Genomic DNA, 24106 nt, shown 5'->3' on the forward strand with positions numbered 1-24106 from the left:
AATTTATAGAAAATCCCGATAAACTGGGGTTTTCTTTTTGTATTTTGTGAAAGAATCTAAGCATATATTTTGACAGTGCTTTCATAATGCGATAGAATGAGGACATAAAACTTTAAACCTAGAAAGGCGAGATTATGTCAACTTTAGATAGAAATCTCTTGCTAGAGATGTTCCGTAAGATGGAAGAAATCCGTCGAATGGACTTAAAAATTGCACAATTAGTAAAAAAAGGGAAAGTTCCTGGTATGACTCACTTTTCGGTTGGTGAGGAAGCAGCAAACGTTGGTGCTATGCTCGCTTTGAATGAAGATGACTTGATTACTTCCAACCACCGTGGACACGGGCAAGCTATCGCCAAAGGGATTGACCTCAATGGAATGATGGCAGAAATCCTTGGTAAGTACACTGGAACCTGTAAAGGAAAAGGTGGTTCCATGCATATTGCTGACCTTGATGCTGGTAACCTTGGAGCTAACGGTATCGTAGGTGGCGGTATGGGGATTGCTGTCGGTGCAGCCCTTAGCCAGCAAATGCAACATACTGGTAAAATCGTTGTTTGCTTCTTTGGAGATGGTGCGACCAACGAAGGTGTTTTCCACGAAGCAGTAAATATGGCTTCTATCTGGAACCTGCCAGTCATTTTCTACTGTATTAACAACGGTTATGGGATCTCTGCGGATATCAAGAAAATGACCAATGTAGAACATATTCATCACCGTAGTGCTGCATATGGAATCCCTGGAATGTTTATCGAAGATGGAAACAATGTGATTGACGTCTATGAGGGGTTTAAGAAAGCTGTGGACCATGTTCGCGGAGGAAATGGTCCAGTCTTGATCGAAAGTGTAACCTATCGCTGGCTTGGTCACTCATCATCTGACCCTGGTAAATATCGTACGCGTGAAGAAGTGGAATTGTGGAAACAAAAAGATCCAATCGAAAACCTTCGTAACTACCTTGTTGAAAATAACATTGCAAGTGCTCAAGAATTGGAAGAAATCCAAGCACAAGTCAAGGAAGCAGTAGAAGCCTCTGTTAAATTTGCAGAAGAAAGCCCATTCCCACCACTAGAATCCGCATTTGAAGATATTTACGCAGACTAAGGAGAAAGAGATAAAATGGAAACAAAAACAATGTCGTTCCGTGACACCATTATCCTTGCTATGTCTGAGGAAATGCGTCGCGATGAAAATGTACTCTTGATGGGAGAAGACGTCGGTGTCTTCGGAGGAGACTTCGGAACTTCTGTCGGAATGCTTGAAGAATTTGGTCCAGAACGTGTCCGTGACTGTCCGATTTCTGAAGCTGCCATCTCGGGAGCAGCAGCAGGAGCAGCTATGACAGGACTTCGCCCAATCGTTGATATGACCTTTATGGATTTCTCAGTCATTGCCATGGACAATATCGTCAACCAAGCTGCTAAAACACGTTATATGTTTGGTGGTAAAGGTCAGGTTCCAATGACAGTTCGATGTGCAGCTGGTAACGGAGTTGGTTCTGCGGCACAGCACTCGCAATCCTTAGAGTCTTGGTTCACTCACATTCCTGGACTTAAGGTTGTAGCACCAGGTACACCTGCTGACATGAAAGGATTACTTAAGTCTTCTATCCGTGATAATAACCCTGTTATCATTCTTGAGTACAAGTCAGAATTTAACCAAAAAGGGGAAGTGCCAGTTGATCCAGACTACACAATCCCACTTGGAGTTGGCGAAATTAAACGCGAAGGAACGGATGTAACAGTTGTTACTTACGGTAAAATGCTTCGCCGTGTGGTTCAAGCAGCTGAAGAATTGGCAGAAGAAGGAATTTCGGTTGAAATTGTGGACCCACGTACCCTTGTACCGCTTGATAAGGATATCATCATTAACTCAGTTAAGAAGACTGGAAAGGTCGTTCTGGTCAACGATGCCCACAAAACAAGTGGCTATATCGGCGAGATTTCAGCAATTATTTCAGAATCAGAAGCATTTGACTATCTAGATGCACCAATCCGCCGTTGTGCCGGAGAAGATGTGCCAATGCCTTACGCACAAAACCTAGAAAATGCTATGATTCCAACCGTTGAAAGCATCAAAGATGCAATCCGTAAGACTTATAACAAAGAATAAGGTTGAATAAGATAAGTTATGTAAACATTTTGGGTTTTAAACTGTAGTAGCTTGAGACACGTTTTGTGTCCAAGTTACTTGTAGAGTTAAACATGGGCTAAAAGCTCGGAAAAAAGATAAATCTCCTTGACTTCATCGAAGCCTACGTCGATTTCCTATTTTTCAGTCGCTTTTTACGCCCTTAGTATCATTTAATTGAATTCGGACGGGGGTCTGCGAAAAAAAGATAGATTTCCTTGTGTTCATCGAACACATCGTCAATCTCCTATTTTTTCATTACCCTCTTCGTCCTTAATATCTTAGTATAGAATTGGAGAGGTCATGGCTGATGACAAGCTAAGAGCGACTCCTGCGGCTAGAAAGTTAGCGGATGATCTAGGGATCAACCTCTACGACGTTTCTGGCTCAGGTGCAAACGGTCGTGTCCACAAAGAAGACGTGGAAACTTATAAAGACACAAACGTGGTTCGCATTTCGCCACTTGCAAAACGAATTGCCCTCGAACACAATATTGCTTGGCAAGAGATTCAAGGAACTGGCCATCGTGGCAAGATTATGAAGAAGGACGTTTTGGCCTTGCTTCCTGAAAATATCGAAAACGACACCATCAAGTCTCCTGCTCAAATCGAAAAAGTGGAAGAAGTTCCAGACAATATCACTCCTTATGGTGAAATTGAGCGTATTCCAATGACACCAATGCGTAAGGTTATCGCCCAACGTATGGTTGAATCTTACCTAACTGCGCCAACCTTCACACTCAACTACGATGTCGATATGTCAGAAATGTTGACTCTTCGTAAAAAGGTTCTTGATCCGATTATGGAAGCAACTGGTAAGAAAATTACGGTTACAGACCTTCTTTCACTCGCAGTTGTTAAGACCTTAATGAAGCACCCTTACATCAACGCTTCATTGACCGAAGACGGCAAGACCATTATCACTCATAACTATGTCAACCTTGCGATGGCAGTTGGAATGGATAATGGATTGATGACACCTGTTGTTTACAATGCTGAGAAGATGAGCTTGTCAGAGTTGGTTGTAGCCTTCAAGGATGTCATTGGTCGTACATTGGATGGTAAATTGGCTCCAAGCGAACTGCAAAATTCAACATTCACAATCAGTAACTTGGGAATGTTTGGTGTTCAGTCCTTTGGTCCGATTATCAACCAACCAAACTCAGCAATCCTCGGGGTTAGCTCAACAGTTGAGAAACCTGTTGTTGTCAATGGTGAGATTGTCATTCGCCCAATCATGAGCCTTGGATTAACTATTGATCACCGTGTTGTAGATGGTATGGCTGGTGCTAAGTTTATGAAAGACTTGAAAGCATTGATTGAGAATCCAATCTCAATGTTGGTTTAAGTCAGCTATTGTTTTTTTAGAGATTTAGATAAAGGAAGTAAGACATGGCCTTAGAAGTAATTATGCCAAAAGCCGGCGTGGATATGACAGAAGGACAAATTGTCCAATGGAATAAGAAAGTCGGAGAATTTGTAAAAGAAGGAGAAATCCTTTTGGAAATCATGACTGACAAAGTCAGCATGGAATTGGAAGCCGAAGAAGATGGATACTTGATTGCCATCCTCAAAGGAGATGGTGAAACTGTTCCAGTAACTGAAGTTATCGGTTACCTTGGTGAAGAAGGTGAAAATATCCCAACAGCTGGAGCGGCAGCGCCAGAAGCTAGCCCAGCGCCTGCAGTTAGTGTCTCAAACGACGACGGTAAGAGCGATGATGTCTTTGATATCGTTGTGATTGGTGGAGGTCCTGCTGGATATGTGGCAGCCATTAAAGCTGCCCAACTCGGTGGGAAGGTAGCCCTTGTTGAAAAATCTGAACTCGGTGGAACCTGCTTGAACCGTGGATGTATCCCAACCAAGACCTACCTTCATAACGCTGAAATCATCGAAAACATCGGTCATGCAGCAAACCGTGGTATTGTCATCGAAAATCCCAACTTCACTGTTGATATGGACAAACTTTTAGAAACTAAATCTAAAGTTGTCAGTACCTTGGTAGGTGGTGTTGCGGGTCTTCTTCGTAGTTACGGAGTTACTGTTCATAAGGGTGTTGGTACGATTACTAAAGACAAGAATGTCTTGGTAAATGGTTCAGAATTGCTTGAAACCAAGAAAATCATCCTTGCTGGTGGTTCAAAGGTTAGCAAGATCAACGTTCCTGGTATGGAATCATCACTTGTAATGACCAGTGATGACATTCTTGAAATGAACGAAGTTCCAGAAAGCCTTGTTATCATCGGTGGTGGCGTTGTCGGTATCGAACTCGGTCAGGCCTTCATGACATTTGGTTCAAAAGTGACTGTTATCGAAATGATGGACCGTATCGTTCCAGCTATGGATGCGGAAGTTTCTAAGAACCTTCGCTTGATTCTTGAACGTAAAGGTATGACCATCTTGACAGGTACAAAATTGCAAGAAATCATCGAAGAAAATGGTCAACTTCGTATCAAGGTTGAAGGAAAAGACGATATCATAGCTAGCAAAGCTCTTCTTTCAATCGGTCGTGTACCAGATCTTGAAGGAATTGGCGATGTTGAGTTTGAATTGGATCGTGGACGTATCAAGGTCAACGAATACATGGAAACTTCTGTTCCTGGAATCTACGCACCAGGTGACATCAACGGTACTAAAATGTTGGCGCACGCAGCCTTCCGCATGGGTGAAGTTGCCGCTGAAAATGCGCTTAAAGGAAATCACGTTGTAGCGAAACTTAACTTGACTCCTGCAGCGATTTACACTCTTCCTGAAGTAGCAGCAGTAGGTCTAACAGAAGAACAAGCACGTGAGAAATACGATGTGGCCATCGGTAAATTCAATTTTGCTGCTAACGGCCGTGCCATTGCATCAGATGCAGCACAAGGTTTCGTAAAAGTCATTGCAGATAAGAAATACGGAGAAATTCTTGGTGTTCACATCATCGGTCCTGCAGCTGCAGAATTGATCAACGAAGCGTCAAGCATTATTGAAATGGAAATCACTGTTGAAGAAATGCTGAAGACTATCCACGGACACCCAACCTACTCTGAAGTGATGTACGAAGCATTTGCGGATGTACTAGGAATGGCCATCCATTCACCTAAGAAAAAATAAATAAGTTTTTCAACTAAATTTTCTTAAAGTAGTACGGACGGCAGCGACCTCTATTAGAGTTCCATGCCTAAAAATTGAGCCTCTTGTCTCAATTTTTCCGAGAAATGTAACGATAACACGTTACATTTCTTTTTACCACTTTAGAAAATTGGATTGCTATGAACAGAATTTAAAAACTAAATTTTTGGAAATACTATGAAATATATTATCAATCATTCAAACGACACTGCCTTTAATATCGCCTTGGAAGAATATGCCTTTAAACATCTTTTGGATGAGGATCAAATCTTCCTACTTTGGATTAACAAGCCATCTATCATTGTTGGACGTCACCAGAACACTATCGAAGAAATCAACCGTGATTATGTTCGAGAAAATGGTATTGAGGTAGTCCGCCGTATCAGTGGTGGTGGAGCTGTTTATCACGATCTAAACAACCTCAACTACACGATCATCTCAAAAGAAGATGAAAACCGCGCCTTTGACTTTAAGAGTTTTTCAACTCCAGTCATCAATACCTTGGCTCAACTTGGTGTTAAAGCTGAGTTCACAGGCCGTAATGACCTTGAGATTGACGGTAAGAAATTCTGTGGAAATGCCCAGGCCTATATCAATGGGCGTATCATGCACCACGGTTGCTTGCTCTTTGACGTTGATTTGTCAGTCCTTGCTAACGCCCTCAAGGTTTCAAAAGATAAGTTTGAATCAAAAGGTGTGAAATCCGTCCGTGCTCGTGTAACCAATATTATCAATGAATTACCAGAAAAAATCACAGTTGAAGAATTCCGTGATTTGCTATTGGAATACATGAAAAAAGAGTATCCAGAGATGTCTGAATACGTTTTTTCTGAGGAAGAATTGGCTGAAATCAACCACATCAAGGAGACCAAGTTCGGTACTTGGGACTGGAACTACGGTAAATCACCTGAATTTAACGTCCATCGTGGTACAAAATTTACTAGTGGTAAGGTTGAGGTTTTTGCCAACGTCATTGAATCAAAAATCCAAGATATCAAGATATATGGTGACTTCTTTGGTATCGAAGATGTTGCAGCTGTAGAAGATGTCCTTCGTGGCGTGAAATATGAACGCGAAGATGTCCTTAAAGCTCTAGAAACTATTGATATTACACGCTACTTTGCTGGTATTAGCCGTGAAGAAATCGCTGAAGCGGTAGTGGGATAAATCAAACGAAGTTGGTTGCAGAACCAGCTTCTTTTTATGAGTTCCAGTTTACATAATTTATAGTATGTAACATCTACAAACTATCTAGAGCATTCTTTTGTTCATCATTGACGATATGGGTATAGAGGTCAGTGACTTGTGTACTGGCGTGTCCTAGCTGGTGACTGACTAAAACTTGCGATTTAGTCGCATCATAGAGCCTAGTTGCTAGGGTATGCCGTAGTTTATGGGGAGTTACACGCACTTTGAAATCCTCAGAGTACTTAGCAACCATTTTCTCAACGCTGGAAGCATCAATACGGTTCGGAACACCTCGGTAGAGTGTCAGAAAGAGTGCTGTATCCGTCTTTTCAGTCTTATATCGTTGATTTCGAATGGCGAGATAATTCTCTAGGTAAGGCTTAGCAAAGGCAGCGACATTGACCGAGTCACGTTTGCCACCTTTTCGAGTGACATCAATAACCATCATTTTGAGATTAAGGTCTCTTAGATCCAGATTAACAGCTTCAGATAATCGGACACCAGATGCCAAGAGAAGGGCAATAATGGCTAAATCACGTTCCTTATTTCTATTGAATGACGAGAGAGCGCGATTTGAGAGTTGTTGTGGGTACACTTGGTCGATATAAGTTAGAAAACCCTCTGTTTCATCACCCAGAAAGAGTTTTTGCTTGATGTTTTCAGCTCTGGCAGCAAGTGTTTCTTTCTTTTTCTTAGTTGAAACTTTCTTCATTACATTACGATAGAAATAAGGCTCCCCTTGGTCGTTTTCAACTTCCTCAGTTAGATACTTGTAAAGACTGGAAAGAGCTGATAAGGTCCGATTGATAGTTGTCTGTGAAACACCTTGTTTGGTTGTATTAGCATTCAGCAAAGGTCGTTCTCGTAGATATAGGATAAAGGATTCCATGTCTTTTTTAGACATATTTTCTAAAACCGATAAAGGAATGTCAGAAATTTTATCAGCGTTTGAAATATCAGATTCCAAAACCCAGCTAAAAAATCGATCGTATTCCTTCAGGTATTCGTACAAGGTTGTAAAACTATAGGGGACAGCAAGCTTAGATTGGTAGTATTCCAGAACATACCAAGGCATGATTTGTTTTAGTTTGTCGATTCGTTCCAGTAAAATCTCACGTTTCATGTATTTTCTCCATATATAAGTCTACTAGTAGTATAGCATAGACTTATATATATTTCAAGAAAATTATAGTTTTTCGGAAAGATGTTATGAGTGTTTGATAAATTCTAGAAAAAACAAAGACCTGGTTCCACAATCATAAGAAACAGGTCTTTTGTGTGTATGTAATCCGGCAATCTGTTTATATTTCAATTTCTCTAAAATATTGCAATTGCCATTTTTGTGTTGCTCGAGCTGTTGTATTTAAATTTGAGCACCAAGGAGGATAAAATCGCATAGACATTTTTCCATTGCTATCTTTTGTCGACAGAATGTTTTTACGAATAGCCACCTCGTTTGGAATAATGAATAGTCCCCTCTTATCATTATCAATGATAACGATTATAAGTTCATTCCCTAAGTCCTCATTGGTATAAGGAATGTTCTTGTTGTTTTGGTCTTTTTTCCAGAAAACGGTAAAATATCCTTCTTTTTTCGGTGTTTTTTTTGCCCAGCAGCATCTTTTATATTCTTGCTCTTCCTTTATCTTGATAAGAATACCTTCGTATTTTTCATTGTATTTTTCTTCAATGAAATCAAAATCGCCATAAAAATTATATAGAACATCGCGTATTTTCATTATGATGTATGTCCTCCTTAGCAAATAACTTTTCCAAAGAATGATACTGTTTCCAACAAAATCAGCTACCGCCTATACTCATCTTTTTTATATATTACCATATAGCAGGATACCAAGATGACGAAGATTTTAATCAGGTAGGTTTCGTATCGATCAGTATCTATGGTTAGCTGAGACAAGACGTTAATGATCGAATGAGTCATAACGCAAATCCAAAGATTCTTTGTTTTGATATAAAGAGCTGAGAGTATGAAAGAATTTGTCAGCAATCCAAATAAAAACGGGAGAGTTTGCAGAGTTGCTAGGGAACCATCTATGTAAAAGAACAACAGATGCCAAATCGCCCAGCTGAAAAAAGTTAGGATTGTTGAGTGAAAATACGGTAGCTTCTCTTGTAAAATTGGTTGAAAGACATATCGCCATCCAATCTCTTCTATACCACCAAAGACAATAAATTTGAAGAACATCAAAAATGGGAGATACCAGCTAAATTCTACTATTTTCCCACCAAACATTAGAAAAGAAAAATCAAGGATAATTAGGAAAAAAGATAATAAATAGTGTTTATAACTGGTATGAATGTTTAAAAAATCGTTTACGATTTTCTTAAAATGAATATGAAAATAGTGAATTGCAACAATTATTCCCCAAAGAGCTGAAGAAATCCCACCTAGAAAGATTCCTAAAATAGTTAATAGATTGGAATGAATAGAAAAATGATTCAAGAGAAAGAAAAGGAGACAAGCTGATACTATTTGGCTAAATGTGCCTAGCAAATATACCACAATTGCCTTATTTCTTTTCATAGAGAATCCTTTCAATAATATTTTACGTAAAATAAATTATGTAAACAAAAGCTTACAACAACAAATCTTTTACTTTTCCAATTTCACTTTTGGGAATCACCAAGTGAATCATATCACCCAGATACATTCTAGTTGAGCCGTTAACTGTTTGGCTTTTGCCATTATGGACTTGGGTGGTGATGAGTACGTTATGTGGCAAGTTGAGTTCGTGAACCTGTTTTCCAGCGATTTTGTCAGATACAGGAATTTCAATTAGTGTTACTTCTCCTTCGTCTGTTGCTTCTTCTGGTAGCATTTTTTCCAGCATGGCCTCATAGACTGGAGCACCCTTGAGCAGATCCATGACGATATAGGCTACCAAGGTCACTAAGCCAAGTGGCATGAGGTTGCGAATATCTCCAACCATTTCGGTTACGAGTATCATGGCAGTTAAAGGAGCCTTGGATATTGCCCCAAAGTAGCCACTCATTCCTAAAATGACAAATATAGGGAATTGCTCCTGACTGACAAGCCTGAGATTGACACAAATGACACCAACTAGGGCACCAAGTAAGGAACCAAGCGCCAGAATGGGAAGGAAAATTCCTCCTGGAAGGCCACTTCCATAACTAATCATACTCCAAATAAAGCGGATCAAAAAGTATGCTAATAGAACCTGAAAATTAAAATCTTGCTCAGTCAAAGAAAGAACGACCTGATTTCCACCACCAAGGATTTGTGGCAAGAAAATCCCGACTGGTATGATAAGGATAAAGGCTAGGATTGGATAATAAGCTTTATCCAAATGGATTTTTTGACCAATCCAGTCATAAATTCGACCAACATTGAGTACAGCTTTCTCATAGAGAAAACCAGAGAGTCCTAGAAAAACTCCCATAAGGAGATAAATCCAATACTGGTCCAGGGTCATGAGAGGAATATTATCTGGCATATCCAGTACGGGTGTTAAGCCAAATATGAGTAATGAGACAAAGTTTGCTACGAGACTGGCTGCTAGAGTTGATACCCAGAAAAATCGGGAAAAATGGTGATAGACTTCTTCTACAACAAAGAGGAGACCTGCAATCGGTGCATTAAAGGCAGCAGCTAAACCTGCAGCAGCTCCACTGGCAATCAGGGAGCGTTCCTCTACTGGGCTAGATTTGAGCCACTTGGCAATACCTTTACCACCAACTGCTCCAAGTTGAATACTTGGCCCTTCTCGACCTAGCATAAGGCCACTGGCAATAGCAAGAATACCTAATACATATTTCTTCCAGAGAACACTCCACCAATTAAGTGACATGAGCCCTTTTAATTCGGCTTCGACTTGAGGAATTCCTGAACCCTTAATATCTTTTTCTGACCGAGTTAATCTCGCACTGAGCCAGCAAACTATTAAATAAAATAGGCCAATGATAAAAAGATTGCGCACTAGGTGCGCTTGATCTTGATAAAGGCCTTGAACAAGGTGAAAACCTTTTTCAATCAAATAACGAAAAGAACCTACGATGAGACCGACAAAGATACCAACGATAATTCCTCGTCCAACTTGGGATAATATAGTGCTTGAGGCAAAGGCAAATTCTTTCTTGGAGCGGATTATTTCTGACTGTTCCTCCATAATTATTTCCTCTTACTTATCTTTCTTAGTTGAAACCAGTGTTTTGACTGGTTCAAAACTGGTTCGGTGAATTGGGGTGACACCTAGTTTTTCTAGTCCTTCTAGGTGTTTAGCTGTTCCATAGCCTGCATTAGTCCTGAAATCATAGTCAGGATATTGATTATCATAGTCCTTCATAATATTATCCCGTGTTACCTTGGCCACTATAGATGCGGCCGCGATTGAGAGGGAGTTAGCATCTCCTTTGATAATGGAGGTTTGTGAAATTGGTAACTCCAGTTTCATGGCATCTATCAAGAGATGCTCAGGTTGCGGACTGAGCTGGAAGATTGCTTCCTTCATGGCCAGTTTGGTCGCTTCGTAGATATTGACTTGGTCAATGATGTAATTATCCATGATTCCGACGCCGATTGCCAATGCTTGTTCTTGAACGGCTTGATAAATTTCCAAATGTTTCTTTTTGGGGATTTTTTTGCTATCGTTGAGACCTCTGATTTTACAATCTTTCGGCAAGATAACGGCTGCAGCGACCACAGGTCCAGCCAGTGGACCACGACCAACCTCGTCAACACCTGCTATCAAGGTCATTCCTTGCTTGTAAAGTTCTTTTTCATAGGACAGCATGGATTCCAACCGAAGATCCTCATCCAGTTCTGCCTGAATGGCTTTTTTACGCTTGTTGATTTCCTTTTGAACTCCAGATCGAGTATCTTTTTCGAATTCCAGAAAAAGAGGATTGCCTAATTCTTTGACAGTAGCAAGAAGTTCTCTGATTTCTTTAATCGTCGTCATCTATATCGTCCAATGTATCTAAGGTGTAGTTACCGAGTTTTCCATCACGAACTTCCTTCACGAAAAGACTGTAAAAGCGGTCGTAGTCATCTCGGAAACCGAGGGCACGGGTCATATCCATGATGATAACAGGAGCTTCTTCTTCAATTTTCATTTGTTTGAAACGTTCAGCTAGCTTATCTGGATAATGTTTTTTGAAATAATTGAGACCAAAAATAGTCACTTCATCCATTGGGAGTAGTTGATCTTTGATAGCTCCCGTCAAGGCTAGTTTAAGTGCGACAGCATCATCCTCAAACTTAGGCCAGAGAATCCCTGGTGTATCTAGGATTTCAAGGTCTTTATTGGTTTTGAGCCATTGTTGCCCCTTGGTAACACCTGGTTTATTGCCGACCACCGCAATCTTTTTACCAGCCAAACGGTTCATGAGAGTTGACTTACCGGCATTTGGAATTCCGATAATCATGGTCCGCAAGGTTTCAATTTTAATACCGCGTTCTTTCTGGCGTGCAATCTTATCAGCCATAAGCTTTTTAGCAGCATCAGTCACAACTTTTACAGTAACTTGCTCTTTGGAATTGATGGCCAGTGTTTGAATTCCCTGTGATTCAAAATACTGACGCCATTCTTTTGTCATCGCTGGATCAGCTAGGTCTGCCTTGTTTAAAATTAAGAGTTTGGGTTTATCACCAACAATTTTATTTAACATAGGATTTTGACTAGATAAAGGTAGACGCGCATCCACCAAAATCGTCACAAAATCAACAAATTTTAAATTCTCCTGAACCTGTCGCCGAGCCTTAGACATGTGGCCCGGAAACCATTGAATAGTAGCCATAATATTTTCCCCTTCCGACTAAAAAAACGTAATAAAACGTTTTCTTTCTCACCATCTATTCTATCATAAATTAGGTGCTTTTGCACAGGCTTTGACTAAAATAAAATCATGCTATATCACATAACTTAATTTATGTAATTCAATGTTTGCTTGACTTTATTTGCCGTTTCGTATATACTTTGTATATACGATTTCGTGGAGGTAGAGTGATGAATACAGTAAAGACTCGGAAGGTGGGAAATTCTCTCACTGTGACCATTCCTAAAAATTTGGGTATGACGGAAGGTCAAGAAATGGTTGTCTACAAAGGAGTTGATGGGGTTATTGTCTTGGCTCCGAAACTAAAAGATCCTTTTGATGGGATTGCTGATTTAAGAATGACAAATGATTTTGAAGGAGTAAGGTTACTTGATAGCGAAATCTGAGTATATTCCTGAAAAGCAAGATATCATTTGGCTGGACTTTGATCCATCAGTTGGTCGGGAAATTCAAAAACGGCGCCCTGCCTTGGTTGTTTCTAGGAGAGAATATGCCTTGCGAACTGGTTTTGTGGCCGTCTGTCCTATCACTCATGGTCAACAACGTTTGGCAGAAAAAGGCTTGCTCGTTCCAGTCTCGTCGGATAAGGTAAATGGTGCTGTCAATCCCTTTCAACTCTATACCTTTGATTTTCGAATGCGGAATGCTCAAAAAATAACTAGAATGGATACGCAACGTTTTCAGAAAGTGGTTCAACTGTATCAATATATCTTTGAAGATACTTAAATCCTACCATGTATAGACAAGGTAGGATTTTTTCTATATGAGCAATCTATCTAAAAATGGGTGAAGGCAATTGAGGAGAATCCCTCTAATCCAAGTTGATTGAGCTGAAGATAGGTGGTCCGTTTCTAGACATTCTTTTAGAAAATTCCTCACCTGATCTGGAGCAATTTCAAACTCAAAGGCCTTCATCTTGTAGAAAAAGTCGATTAAATGCTCAGACATGTAATCCTCTGAAAAGGGAACTTCTCCAGTTTTTCGATATTCTAGTAAGAGTCGGGAGAATCTTGCTTTTTCATCTGGCAAATCACGAAAATAAGAATTGAGAATCCAAGTCTGCTTCTGCTTTCTTTCAATAGGATCTTGATTTGCAATTCGCTGGTCTTTTTCCAGCTCTTTTTGGTTTTGCTTTGCCTTGATGGCCCGTTCTTCTCTATTTTTACCAAAAAGGATTTTCTCCCACTTTCGTTCTTCTGGTGTGAGAGTTTCTGTAAAGCCGAAGTAATCTTGATAGGCGCGTTCAGCGGGCCCCATGGCTAGGATGAGATTATCTGCGTATTGCTTGGCGATTTTATCTCTTTTCTTGCGTTCTTTCTCTGCCTGAATCCGTAAATGCTGCTCGCAGTCTATTTTCTCCTTGCCTAGTTTGATAAGGTATAGTTGGTCATCAGACTTTCCGAGTAGAAAGGGTTTGATGCACTTTTCAAGGACTTCTTCCAGACGAGCCTTCTTTTTTGGCTCTGCCTTAGTCCAACTTCCTCCTTGAAAGACTTCTAGGAAAAGCTGGTAATCTTTCTCAGGTGCAAATTGATTGCCACGATTGGCTTTGAAAACACCTTTTTCCCAAAACCATTTTAGAAGTCGTTCGTCAAAGTCGCTTTTATTGACCTTGATTTTTTCCTTTTTCTTGACTTTTCTAGTCAGATTTTCAAGCTTTCTGAGAAGTTTTTCTTCCTCTTACAGTTGCTGCTCGAGACTAATACGATGAAAATGTCGAACACAGTCACTTCCGATAGGAAAGAGACGTTGTCCTGTGACATTGTTAAAGAGTTCGTAAGCGTACTTAATGGCATTTCCGCAGATACAGTTACTGCGCCCAATACCATTAAAAATCAAGGAAACTTCATTCCATTCCATTCCTTGGTAGCTTGATCCCAAGTATCAGCTTTTGAAGCCTGTAACACCGCATCATGCAGGGATTTTCTAACTGGAAGTGGCATGAGGTTTCCTTTCTAATACTCAATGAAAATCAAAGAGCAAACTAGGAAGCTAGCTGCAGGTTGGTCAAAGCACTGCTTTGAGGTTGTAGATAGAACTGACGAAGTCAGCTCAAAACACTGTTTTGAGGTTGTAGATGAAACTGACGAAGTCAGTAACCTTACATACGGCAAGGTGAAGCTGACGTGGTTTGAAGAGATTTTCGAAGAGTATAAATTATACTTTTACAACTTGAACCTCGTCTTTACCAAGTAAAATCAAGTATTTTTCAATGTTTTCAATCGAATAAGCCCGTGACAAGGCTTCTCCATAGAGGGCTAACTGACCACGATAGCGGTCTATGAGTTGACTTGGTTGATCGTAACGGTCTGTTTTGTAGTCGAAAAGAACGATACGATCCTCATAAAGCAGATAGCCGTCCAAGATCCCACGGACAACAAAGTCTTCCTGACTCTTTTGGTCGCGTTTGAGCATAGAAAAAGGTTGCTCGCGGTAAAGATGGCTGGTATTAGCGAGAATTTCCTGACCAAGTGCTGTATCAAAGAATGCTAGGATTTTAGAAAGATTGATCTTGTCTCTAGCAGCTGGACTAGTTTGAACTTGTTTGAGAGTTTCTGTCAGGCTAGCAAGGGTTGGTTGCTGACTGAGGTTAATTCTCTGCATGAGTTCGTGGATTGCACTACCAATCTCAGCTCCTGTTACCTTTTCTTTAGTTGCAAAATCTGGTAAATCAAAGCTGATTCGCTTTTCCGGTGATTGAGTTTGGTTAGTAATTTCTACCCCTTCCATATCCATAACCGGTTCGTAGAATTTCTTGATTTGGCTTGGGGTTTGAACACTAGGAAGCTCAATAGCTGCGTGGTGAAGAGTATTATAAACTTCCACCTCTTTCAGCATTTCCAGAGCTTCTTTGATGGTCTCTGACTGACGGTTGCTTGATTGAGAGCTATCTTGTAGAGGACTCTTGTTTTCCAACTCTCCGATAGCTTCTCCAGTCAACTGGTCTTCACCAATAAAACGATAGCTAAAGTTGAGATCTTCCTTGGCAAATACTTTACTGATAGCCCAGACCCAATCTTGGAAATTTCTTGCTTGCAGTCTGGTATTGCTATCTAATTTTCCGTTATTTGCTGCTGGGTATTCCTTTGCTTCCAGCTTTTCACGAGAACCCTTGCCAACAAGATAAAGTTTTCTCTCCGCCCTCGTCATGGCAACATACAGCAGACGCATCTGCTCTGAATAGCTAGCCAGTTGCAGTTCTTCTTCATTCTGCGTATAAGTTAGGCTAGGAATGGAGAGTTTGAGGGTTTTAGGATAGTGTGCTTCCACTGCTCCTGTTTCCACCTTGGCAATGTATTTGACACCAAGCCCATTTTGACGGCTGAGAATGACGTCTGACATCGAGTCTTGCTTGTTGAAGTCCTGATCCATATTGAGGATAAAGACGTAAGGGAACTCCAGCCCTTTGCTCTTGTGAATAGTCATGAGTTCCACGGCATCTTTAGGCGGTGCGACGGCTACGCTTGCGAGGTCATGCTGAGCTTCTAGGACTTGGTCAATCATACGGATAAAACGAGATAAGCCCTTAAAATTACTCTTTTCAAACTGGTCAGCGCGCAGAGCTAGGGCATAGAGATTAGCTTGTCTAGCAGGTCCGTTTGGCAAGGCTCCAACATAGTCATAATAAAAACGGTCACTATAAATCTTCCAAATTAAGTCATAGAGAGAGTGGGTTTTGGCATACAAGCGCCAAGAATCCAAAATATCCATGAACTGATTTAATTTTTCCGCTAGAGCTGTATGAATTAACTCTTTCTGGCTAGCTACTTGTTTTTGAGCAGTGACCAGTTTCTCATATAGATTCTCTTGGACTTTATCTTCTACTTTCTGAAGGGACAAGCGTGCCAACTCGTCCTCATCAAAGCTAAACATAGGAGACTTCATAAGGGCAACCAAGGCATAGTCTTGCAGGGGATTGTGGATGACACGGAGAGTGTCCAGCATGACTTGTACTTCTAGGGATTGGAGATAATTGTTTTGCTCACCGTCGGTTTTGATAGGAATCCCGTACTCAGACAGGGCAAGTAGAATCTGGTCATTTCGACTGCGACTGGAGGTCAAAAGTGCGATTTCCTTAAAAGCAACACCTTTTTCCTGATGAAGCTTCAGGATTTCCTTGATGACCAGGCGCATTTCCCCAGTGAGTTTCGTGTCTGCCTGACTCTCTTCCTCTTCTTGCCCACTATCGTCCTTATCGTAGAGGAGAAATTCTGCCTTGTTGTCTGGATTAGGAGTTAGTTTGGTATTGGCAAAAACAAGCTGGTGCATGCTGTCATAGTTGATTTCGCCGACCTCTTGGTCCATAAGGCGTGCAAAAACATCATTGGTTGCAGACAGCACTTCTGAACTACTACGGAAATTTTCCTTGAGGAGAATCAGCTTGCCTTCTTGAGGATTTTGCGCATAGCGTTGGAATTTTTCATTGAAAATCTGCGGGTCTGCCTGACGGAACCGGTAGATGGACTGCTTGATATCTCCCACCATAAAGCGATTGTGGCCATTCGACAGCAATTCCAGCATTCGTTCTTGAATGTGGTTGGTGTCCTGATACTCATCGACCATGACCTCGTGGAATCGTTCCTGATAAGCCTCGCGGACTTGTGGGAAATTTTCTAAAATTTCAATGGTATAATGGCTGATATCAGCGAATTCAAAGGCGTTTTCCTGACGTTTACATTCACGATAAGCCTCCACAAAATCACTCATAAAGGTTTGGAAGGTTTTAGCTAGCTCCCAAGTATCTTCATGATAATGTTCTTGGTAGTCGAGAATCGTTATCTGGTCCGCCAGTTGTCCAAGTTTTGAAAACTGGGCCTTTCTCTCCTCATTGTAGGCATCTGCCAGTGGCTTCAAATCAGCCTTTCGACTAGAGTTAGCTAGAGCCCGACCATTTTTCTCCTTAGAGATGACGACAACACGAGCAAGCACTTCTTGATAAGCCAGACTATCGGACTCTTGATTTAAGGAGCTAATTTCATCCAGAACCTGTTGAACAGCTTCTAAATAGGCAGCTTTGGGAAACTCCTTGGCATCATTATCCAGATGATAACAGAAGAAACTTTCCAAGTCCCAAAGCGCCTGCTTGATTTGCTCAGTTAGTTTGTCTTTCTCATTTGCAAAGTCAGCTTCTTCAAACCCTTTGAGAAAAAACTCGTTCAACCATGTTTGGGGACTGCTGGTGGATTGAAGAAAATCATAGATTTTGTAGACTTGCTGGCGCAGACCTCGTTCATCCTTGCCTCGTCCAGCAAAGTTCTTCACCAAGCTACTAAATTTCTCTTTATTCTCACCTTGGTAATGGGCTTCAAAAACCTGATGAAAAACTTCGTTCTTTAAGAGTAACTGTTCACTTTCATTTTGCAGAATACGGAAGTTCGGTGCAATATCAATCAGATAGCCATGTTTGTCAAGGAATTTTTGTGTGAAGGAGTCCATGGTTCCGATGGACGCGTTTGGCAGATCTGCCAACTGGCGTCCCAAGTGTTGTTTGAGATCAACATCATCGGTTTCTTGGATTTTCTGGCTGATTTTTTTCTCCAAGCGTTCCTTGAGTTCAGTCGCAGCCTTAACGGTAAAGGTTGAGATAAAGAGTTGACTGATTTCCACACCACGTGCCAATTGGTCCAGAATGCGCTCGGACATAACAAAAGTCTTTCCAGAACCAGCAGACGCTGAAACGAGGATATTTTGACCAGAAGTGTAGATGGCTTCGATTTGCTCGGCTGTTTTCTTCTGTTCCTTGCTCGAACTCGCTTCTGCTTCTTGCAATTTTTGAATTTCTTCCTCAGTTAAAAAGGGAATAGCATTCATCGATTCAACTCCTCTCTCATTTTTTCAAACCAAGCTTGCTTGAGCTTTTCTCCGACCAGACGCTTGCCATCCTCTAGGTCTAACTTTTCTAGGAAACGGGCTTGTCCCAAGTGGTAATTAGCTTCAAAGCCAGTAATAGCCTGATGTTGTTGAACGTATGGGGCAATACTTCTGCCATTCTCTGTGTATGGATTGATGGCGAACTTACCTTGTAAAATCTTCTCAGCTGCCTTCTTGTAAAGATGGGCATTATAGTCTAGTAAGAGCTGGAATTCCTCGTCTGTCAGCTGATTGGCCTTGTTTTTATTGTAAAATTCGCCTAAATGACTACTTTCTTTCTCTAAAAAGAGGCCTTGATATTTCATAGACTTGCTGGCTTCCACTACTGCTCCTGCCAAACTCTTAACGGTCAAGAGAGATTGGACAGGCTCTGCCATTTCCAAGTACATAGCGCCGAAAAAGTTCTGCTCTCCTGCTCTTTTAAGTGCAGCAAGATAGGTTGGCAGTTGGGAATTAAGTCCATTAAAGAAATGAGGAAACTGGAACTGAGTCAAACTTGACTTATAGTCTACCACTCCTAGCGCTCCATCAGCTTTCAAACGGTCAATTCGGTCCACCTTACCTCGCACATGGACACTGCGACCATTATCCAACTGGATAAAGGGTTGGTCTCTGCCGCCAAATGTTGCCTCTTCCTGAATGGTCTCAATGGCTGGATTATGACGTAGGATGTGGCAAGTGGTCCTAGCGACATCAAGAAGAACTTCCTTGGTAAACTGGGCTTCAAAACTTTCTTGATAAATGGCTTCAAATTCCCGTTCTTGACTTGTTTCCTTAATAGCTTGTTCCAGACGGTGGTCAAAGGAATTTTCAGCAGGTAGTTTCAAGGCACGTTCAAAAATACGATGCAAGAAATTCCCGTGACTGCGAGCATCTGGGCGCAGGCGCAATTCTTCCTGCAAACCTAAGACATAACGGAGGAAATAACTGTATTCATTGCGGTAAAACTCTGTCAAACCAGATGTAGACAGGTAAAACTCTTTGTCAGCAGGGTATAGAGCCTGCAAGGTCTCTTTCTCTAATGGCTTGCTGCTTGGACTGGTTGGGAGTGCTGGATTTGTAAGACCTTTTTGATCGAGTTTTTTACCCATCACACGCGCCAAGACCTTGACAAAGGTCACATCTTGTTCATTTTCACTAGAAGCAGTTTGCTGATGATAGGCAACGAGACTAGACAAGAGACTGTGATAAGAACCCATATCTTCTTTGCTAAGATTTTTATGGTTCATCCTCTTTTCTATCCGGCTAAATCCAAAACTCACCAGTTCCTGAAGATAGGCAGATTCCTTGCTCTCGTTTTCATTGAGAAGACTGGGTGCTGATAACACCAACTGTTTACGGGCAGCATTAACTAAGGAAAGCATGGTATAGCGATTTTTCTTGAGATTTTCGCTACTTGCAATCAGTAATTGCGCTCCCTCTTCTGTCGCTTGGTTTAGGCTTTGTCTTTCTTCATCTGTTAAAAGGCTGGTATTTTGCGCGATTTTTGGCAAATGATCCTGAGTCAGCCCAATGGCGTAGACAAAGTCAGCGGTCAGAGGTGCAATCAGATCGTAACTCTGCACCAGAACGGTGTCCACAGTTGCTGGAATAGTACGGTACTGAGAAAGGCTCATCCCAGAATGAAGCAAGGACAGGAAGTCTTCTAGACTAACTTGTGAACCGGCAAAAACGGTCGCAAATTGTTCAAAAACATGGCAGAAAGCTTTCCAAACTTCGGCTTGTCTTTCCTGTTCTAGAGTTTCCATAGTAGCTGTCAATTCTTGCATCTGCTTGCTTAAAGCAGCACTTTTTAGAAAAGTATTCCACTTTTGCAAGAGATTTTCAGTCTTTTGCTTCCGACTGGCAAATAAGGTTTCAAGTGGAGCCAAAACTCGCAGACGAATGGCGTTCAAACGTGCCAAATCAAATTTTCCGTGGTGGGATTTTGTGAAGGGCTGCTGAAAAGCTGGCAAGCCATTGATGCCAAGATAGCGGAGATATTGCTCAAAAGCATCAATATCAGCTTGGCTAAGGTCAGTATACAGACCAGTTCTGAGGAGATTAATCAAATCCTCCTGACGGAAACGGTAGCGTTTCAAACGTAAAATAGACTCCACATACTGGGTTAAGGGATGATGGGCCATGGATTCACTTCTACCAAGATAGAACGGAATCTGGTACTGGTCAAAAATAGTTTTCAGTGATAACTGATAAGAAGCTACATCTCCCAAGAGAATACGAAAATTCTTGTAACTCAGGTCTGGATGGTCATGTAATTTCTGACGAATGCTACGGGCTACTAGTTCCAACTCCTCTTTTTGTGTCAAACAAGACCAGATTTGCAAATTTTCACGGTCCTTCTCATCGACATCTAAAGCGAGTTCTGAAAAGTCATAAGAAGACTCCAGCAAACGAGAGGCCTTGTCAAAACTATCTATTTTCTCATGAGTCTGAGAACGATTCTGAGCAGGTGTTTGGTATTTTGCCCCCAAATGATGAAGAAATTCCACACTGGCTTGGTAGAGATTCCCTTCAGTGAACGGACTGGTATAGGACTTCTTGCTTGCATAGGCCCCAATAACAATCTCGGCACCTTTGCGATGGAGTAGATCCACCACATGTCCTTCCTCAGCAGAAAAACGGGTAAAACCGTCAATAATCAAGGCAATCTGACTGAAATCACTACTTACCTTATCATTCTCAATAGCCTCAATCAAATGGGATAACTGACTTCCCTGAGCCAACTGACCTTGATTGAGATAGGCTGTTACTTTCTCAAAAATCAAGAGTAAATCTGCTCGCTTATCCTCATCTGTCAAACTTTCCAAGTCCAAAAAGTTCATCTGAGCAGTCGTCATCTCATGATAAAGTTCAACCAACTGCTGGATAAACTGAGGATCTTGTTTAATAGCACCATAAACACGCAAGTCCTTGGGATCTAGTTCTGCAAGACATTTATAAAAAGCCATCCCAAGCCCGATGTCATCTAGACTTGTTTTAGTCGGCAAATCATTCAAGATTAAGTAACGAGCCATCTGAGCAAAACGCGTGACGGTAATCGCAAAAGAAGCCTGCTGGGACAAGCATTCCAGCACGGCGCGTTCCTTTTCAAATGAAAGAGAGTTGGGGGCGATGTAGAAAACCCGCTTGCCAGCAGCAACTAGCTCCTCCGCCTCTCTAGTCAGGATTTTTGTCAAAGAAGTCCGAATATCAGTATAAAGTAATTTCATCTCAGCCTCGTTTGATTTTTTCATTACCATTTATTATACCATGTTTTAACAGAAGATTCTGTCTCCTTATTACCAAAATATGATATAATAAAAGCAAAACACCTAGAAAAGGAAGTCTTATGATTAAACTACTAGCCTTGGATATGGACGGAACCCTCCTTAACGAAGCCAAGGAAATCCCGCAAGCCCACATCACTGCCATTCATCAAGCTATCGAAAAAGGGGTGAAATTGGTTCTCTGTACAGGTCGTCCACTTTTTGGGGTTCTCCCCTACTATGAAAAACTTGGGCTTGATCTAGAAAATGAATACCTTATCGTTAACAATGGTTGTTCAACCCACCAAACTAGTGACTGGGGCTTGGTGGACTGGCAAGAGCTCAGTCCGACCGACATCGACTACCTCTATGGCCTTGCTGAAAAGAGTGATGTTCAGTTTACCTTATTTGACGAAGAACATTACTTTGTTCTTGGGGGCAAGCCTAATCAAGTCATCGAAAAGGATGCCAAACTAGTCTTTACTAGCCCAACTGAAATTTCACTAGAAGAAGCTCTCAGTGGCAAACATCGTATGTTCCAAGGCATGTTTTTAGGCACAAAAGAGCAAACAGACGATTTTGAGCAGCGGTTCGCTGAAGAGCTCTGCCAACGATTCAGTGGAGTTCGTTCGCAGCCTGTCATTTATGAAGCTATGCCGCTTGGAACGACAAAAGCCTCTGCTCTTTCGCGACTAGCAGCGATTTTGAAGATTGAGCCATCAGAGATTATGGCCATGGGCGATGCCAATAATGATATCGAAATGCTTCAGTTTGCAGGACTGGGCATTGCAATGGGAAATGCCAGCAATCATGTCAAATCCCTAGCCAATGACGTTACAGCCAGCAACGAAGAAGACGGCGTTGCGCGTGCGATTGAGAAGTATATTTTATAGAGAAAAGCCCCAGTTAAATCCTTAACTGGGTTTTTGACATTTTAAAAATCTGAAAACTTTAGAAACTCTTTAGAATTACTTGATGTTTCTTTGATTTCTATACCTTATACTAAAGTTAGTAAAACAAATCAAAAGGAGAAAATCATGAAAACAGTACTCGAAATTCATGGACTGACCAAACAATTTGGTAAACAAGCTATTCTTCAAGATCTTAGTCTAACGATAAAAGAGGGAGATATTTATGGTCTAATTGGAAAAAACGGAGCAGGTAAAACCACTCTTATCAAAATCATTACACAACTACTGTTTGCGGATACAGGAACTGTTTCCCTCTTTTCTAGTCAAGAACAAAATGAGTGGACCAAGGCTTTATCTCGAGTAGGTTCAGTTATCGAATCACCTGTAGCCCATAATCACTTAACAGCTTATCAAAACCTTAAATATTATTGTATGATACGTCATATTCCAAATGCTGATAAGGTGATTCATGAAACCTTAGACTATGTTGGTTTGTCAGATACAGGAAAAAAAGTCTTTCGTGATTTCTCACTAGGAATGAAGCAAAGACTTGGCATTGCCATTGCCCTCCTATCAAAACCCGACTTCCTGATTCTTGATGAACCTATTAACGGTCTCGACCCAATTGGAATCAAAGAATTTCGTCTCATGATCCAGCGACTCAATCAAGAAAAAGGCATAACTATCCTCATCTCTAGCCATATCTTGTCAGAACTCTATCTCTTAGCTAATCGCTTTGGTATTCTGGATCAAGGTAAGATTATCCGTGAAATCAGTAAAGCTGAATTTGAAACACTGAGTGAGGATTATATTGTGCTTAAAACAAGCGACAAAGAAAGAGCTTGTCAGGTATTGAAAGAACAAATCCAACTCCAATTTAAGGTTGTCAATCCTGAAAATGAAATCCATATCTTTGGTAATGAACAAGATGTCAAACAGATACTTAAGCAACTAACTTTGGCCGATGTTGCTATTGATGAGATTTACTTTGCCCGTCAAAACCTAGAAGAATACTTCACCCAATTAGTAGAATAGGAGAAAAATCATGATACACACCATTCAAGCAGATTTTTACCGTCTTTTCCGCTCCAAAGGATTCTGGATTACAGAATTCATTCTCTTTGCACTTATGTTAATGGGTGCTACTATCGGAGCTACAGGACATCTAATGTCAGTAAATACTACACCTGAAACAGAATTTCCGACCAAAGGTTGGGACGGCGTCCAAGCTCTTATCAACGCGTCTAGCAATGGTTCAAACCTCGTTTTCCTTTGTATTATTCTAGTATGTTTAGTTCTTGGGGTCGATCTAATCGGCAAGCTTTATAAAAATAATTTAACAGTGGGTGTTTCTCGTACCGAGTTTTTCCTAGCCAAAACCTTTGTACTTGCTAGTATCGCTTTCTTACAACTTATCGTTAGCCTTGTTATTGCCTTTATTCCCGCGACTCTACTAAACGGACTTGGTACAATGCCTGATGGTTTTATTACAAATCTCCTCTTGACGATTTCCCTCCAATTTCTCTGCCTCCTAGCTTGGCTTTCGATTGTTTCCTTTATTCTCTATGTGACTCACTCCTATCTTGCCGTATTTATCGGCTATCTAGTTACCTCTATCATCCTTTCTACGCCAATGCTTGTTTTCCCAGACATTGAAATTCTACGATATCTGAGCTTAAATTTTGCCTATGCCATGACTGCTGATAGTCAATCAGTTCTCTATACCATAACGGTTTGCATCGCTATCATACTTTTCTTCTCTCTCAGTGGACTGACTGTTTTCAAGAAGAAAAGCTTATAAAAAGGACCTCCTCTATATCCTAGAGGAG

General features: G+C 41.0%; 18 protein-coding genes and 1 pseudogene. 10 read left to right on the forward strand and 9 right to left on the reverse strand.

The window, feature by feature from the left end; translation table 11 throughout:
- The first annotated feature begins 134 nt into the window (after positions 1–134).
- From GOM47_RS05010 to GOM47_RS05030, 5 genes are all read left to right on the forward strand, one after another.
- On the forward strand, positions 135–1103 hold the full coding sequence (locus GOM47_RS05010) for a thiamine pyrophosphate-dependent dehydrogenase E1 component subunit alpha (protein WP_235080011.1): 969 nt from the start codon (positions 135–137) through the stop codon (positions 1101–1103).
- Positions 1104–1118: 15 nt separating this feature from the next.
- Complete coding sequence (locus GOM47_RS05015; RefSeq protein ID WP_235080012.1) at positions 1119–2111, forward strand: alpha-ketoacid dehydrogenase subunit beta; 993 nt, start codon at positions 1119–1121, stop codon at positions 2109–2111.
- 321 nt (positions 2112–2432) lie between these two features.
- Complete coding sequence (locus GOM47_RS05020) at positions 2433–3476, forward strand: dihydrolipoamide acetyltransferase (RefSeq protein ID WP_235080013.1); 1044 nt, start codon at positions 2433–2435, stop codon at positions 3474–3476.
- Between the two features lie 44 nt (positions 3477–3520).
- A complete protein-coding gene (lpdA, locus tag GOM47_RS05025) occupies positions 3521–5224 on the forward strand; it encodes a dihydrolipoyl dehydrogenase (protein ID WP_265324772.1) in 1704 nt (567 codons plus the stop codon).
- A gap of 195 nt (positions 5225–5419) precedes the next feature.
- Positions 5420–6409 carry a lipoate--protein ligase gene (locus tag GOM47_RS05030; protein WP_235080014.1) on the forward strand — a complete coding sequence of 330 codons (990 nt, stop codon included), beginning with the start codon at positions 5420–5422 and terminating at the stop codon, positions 6407–6409.
- 73 nt (positions 6410–6482) lie between these two features.
- Here the strand turns inward: GOM47_RS05030 and xerS are convergent, their stop codons facing one another.
- The 6 genes from xerS to ylqF form a co-directional block, all read right to left on the reverse strand.
- Positions 6483–7553: a tyrosine recombinase XerS gene (xerS, locus tag GOM47_RS05035; protein WP_235080015.1), complete on the reverse strand. Its 1071-nt coding sequence runs from the start codon at positions 7551–7553 to the stop codon at positions 6483–6485.
- A 178-nt stretch (positions 7554–7731) separates the two neighbouring features.
- Positions 7732–8169 (reverse strand): MepB family protein, encoded by a 438-nt coding sequence (locus GOM47_RS05040; RefSeq protein ID WP_235080016.1) that lies wholly within the window; start codon positions 8167–8169, stop codon positions 7732–7734.
- Positions 8170–8234: 65 nt separating this feature from the next.
- Positions 8235–8975 carry a CPBP family intramembrane glutamic endopeptidase gene (locus tag GOM47_RS05045; protein ID WP_235080017.1) on the reverse strand — a complete coding sequence of 247 codons (741 nt, stop codon included), beginning with the start codon at positions 8973–8975 and terminating at the stop codon, positions 8235–8237.
- Positions 8976–9027: 52 nt separating this feature from the next.
- Complete coding sequence (locus GOM47_RS05050; protein ID WP_235080018.1) at positions 9028–10578, reverse strand: ClC family H(+)/Cl(-) exchange transporter; 1551 nt, start codon at positions 10576–10578, stop codon at positions 9028–9030.
- Positions 10579–10590: 12 nt separating this feature from the next.
- Positions 10591–11370: a ribonuclease HII gene (locus GOM47_RS05055; protein ID WP_235080019.1), complete on the reverse strand. Its 780-nt coding sequence runs from the start codon at positions 11368–11370 to the stop codon at positions 10591–10593.
- Entirely contained in the window at positions 11357–12208 is an 852-nt protein-coding gene (ylqF, locus tag GOM47_RS05060; protein ID WP_138100305.1) for a ribosome biogenesis GTPase YlqF, read from the reverse strand. The genes GOM47_RS05055 and ylqF overlap by 14 nt, the downstream gene beginning before the upstream one ends.
- Before the next feature lie 209 nt (positions 12209–12417).
- Between ylqF and mazE the strand changes: the two genes are divergently transcribed.
- Complete coding sequence (gene mazE, locus GOM47_RS05065; RefSeq protein WP_235080020.1) at positions 12418–12633, forward strand: type II toxin-antitoxin system PemI/MazE family antitoxin; 216 nt, start codon at positions 12418–12420, stop codon at positions 12631–12633.
- Complete coding sequence (locus GOM47_RS05070) at positions 12617–12973, forward strand: type II toxin-antitoxin system PemK/MazF family toxin (protein WP_235080021.1); 357 nt, start codon at positions 12617–12619, stop codon at positions 12971–12973. The genes mazE and GOM47_RS05070 overlap by 17 nt, the downstream gene beginning before the upstream one ends.
- Positions 12974–13006: 33 nt before the next feature.
- On the opposite strand, the pseudogene GOM47_RS05075 reads toward GOM47_RS05070, so the two are convergent.
- The 3 genes and pseudogenes from GOM47_RS05075 to rexB all read right to left on the reverse strand — a co-directional run bounded on the left by GOM47_RS05075 (position 13007) and on the right by rexB (position 21330).
- Positions 13007–14190: pseudogene (locus GOM47_RS05075) on the reverse strand (hypothetical protein).
- 214 nt (positions 14191–14404) lie between these two features.
- Positions 14405–18058, reverse strand: coding sequence for a helicase-exonuclease AddAB subunit AddA (gene addA / locus GOM47_RS05080; protein WP_235080022.1), 3654 nt, complete (start codon positions 18056–18058; stop codon positions 14405–14407).
- Positions 18055–21330 (reverse strand): ATP-dependent nuclease subunit B, encoded by a 3276-nt coding sequence (gene rexB / locus GOM47_RS05085; RefSeq protein ID WP_235080023.1) that lies wholly within the window; start codon positions 21328–21330, stop codon positions 18055–18057. The genes addA and rexB overlap by 4 nt, the downstream gene beginning before the upstream one ends.
- A 119-nt stretch (positions 21331–21449) precedes the next feature.
- Between rexB and GOM47_RS05090 the strand changes: the two genes are divergently transcribed.
- The 3 genes from GOM47_RS05090 to GOM47_RS05100 all read left to right on the forward strand — a co-directional run bounded on the left by GOM47_RS05090 (position 21450) and on the right by GOM47_RS05100 (position 24078).
- Positions 21450–22259, forward strand: coding sequence for a Cof-type HAD-IIB family hydrolase (locus tag GOM47_RS05090; RefSeq protein WP_235080024.1), 810 nt, complete (start codon positions 21450–21452; stop codon positions 22257–22259).
- Between the two features lie 144 nt (positions 22260–22403).
- Positions 22404–23312 carry an ATP-binding cassette domain-containing protein gene (locus tag GOM47_RS05095; RefSeq protein WP_235080026.1) on the forward strand — a complete coding sequence of 303 codons (909 nt, stop codon included), beginning with the start codon at positions 22404–22406 and terminating at the stop codon, positions 23310–23312.
- A 10-nt stretch (positions 23313–23322) separates the two neighbouring features.
- The gene (locus GOM47_RS05100) at positions 23323–24078 is read left to right on the forward strand and encodes an ABC transporter permease (RefSeq protein WP_235080027.1); all 756 of its coding nucleotides are present in this window, start codon (positions 23323–23325) and stop codon (positions 24076–24078) included.
- Positions 24079–24106 lie beyond the last annotated feature (28 nt).

Origin of the sequence: Streptococcus oralis (assembly GCF_021497945.1) — a bacterium.
Classification (GTDB): domain Bacteria; phylum Bacillota; class Bacilli; order Lactobacillales; family Streptococcaceae; genus Streptococcus; species Streptococcus oralis_BR.

Coding starts and splice junctions, on each gene's coding strand:
- GOM47_RS05010 (WP_235080011.1), top strand. CDS start 135: ATGTCAACTTTAGATAGAAATCTCTTGCTAGAGATGTTCCGTAAGATG.
- GOM47_RS05015 (WP_235080012.1), top strand. CDS start 1,119: ATGGAAACAAAAACAATGTCGTTCCGTGACACCATTATCCTTGCTATG.
- GOM47_RS05020 (WP_235080013.1), top strand. CDS start 2,433: ATGGCTGATGACAAGCTAAGAGCGACTCCTGCGGCTAGAAAGTTAGCG.
- lpdA (WP_265324772.1), top strand. CDS start 3,521: ATGGCCTTAGAAGTAATTATGCCAAAAGCCGGCGTGGATATGACAGAA.
- GOM47_RS05030 (WP_235080014.1), top strand. CDS start 5,420: ATGAAATATATTATCAATCATTCAAACGACACTGCCTTTAATATCGCC.
- xerS (WP_235080015.1), bottom strand. CDS start 7,553: ATGAAACGTGAGATTTTACTGGAACGAATCGACAAACTAAAACAAATC.
- GOM47_RS05040 (WP_235080016.1), bottom strand. CDS start 8,169: ATGAAAATACGCGATGTTCTATATAATTTTTATGGCGATTTTGATTTC.
- GOM47_RS05045 (WP_235080017.1), bottom strand. CDS start 8,975: ATGAAAAGAAATAAGGCAATTGTGGTATATTTGCTAGGCACATTTAGC.
- GOM47_RS05050 (WP_235080018.1), bottom strand. CDS start 10,578: ATGGAGGAACAGTCAGAAATAATCCGCTCCAAGAAAGAATTTGCCTTT.
- GOM47_RS05055 (WP_235080019.1), bottom strand. CDS start 11,370: ATGACGACGATTAAAGAAATCAGAGAACTTCTTGCTACTGTCAAAGAA.
- ylqF (WP_138100305.1), bottom strand. CDS start 12,208: ATGGCTACTATTCAATGGTTTCCGGGCCACATGTCTAAGGCTCGGCGA.
- mazE (WP_235080020.1), top strand. CDS start 12,418: ATGAATACAGTAAAGACTCGGAAGGTGGGAAATTCTCTCACTGTGACC.
- addA (WP_235080022.1), bottom strand. CDS start 18,058: ATGAATGCTATTCCCTTTTTAACTGAGGAAGAAATTCAAAAATTGCAA.
- rexB (WP_235080023.1), bottom strand. CDS start 21,330: ATGAAATTACTTTATACTGATATTCGGACTTCTTTGACAAAAATCCTG.
- GOM47_RS05090 (WP_235080024.1), top strand. CDS start 21,450: ATGATTAAACTACTAGCCTTGGATATGGACGGAACCCTCCTTAACGAA.
- GOM47_RS05095 (WP_235080026.1), top strand. CDS start 22,404: ATGAAAACAGTACTCGAAATTCATGGACTGACCAAACAATTTGGTAAA.
- GOM47_RS05100 (WP_235080027.1), top strand. CDS start 23,323: ATGATACACACCATTCAAGCAGATTTTTACCGTCTTTTCCGCTCCAAA.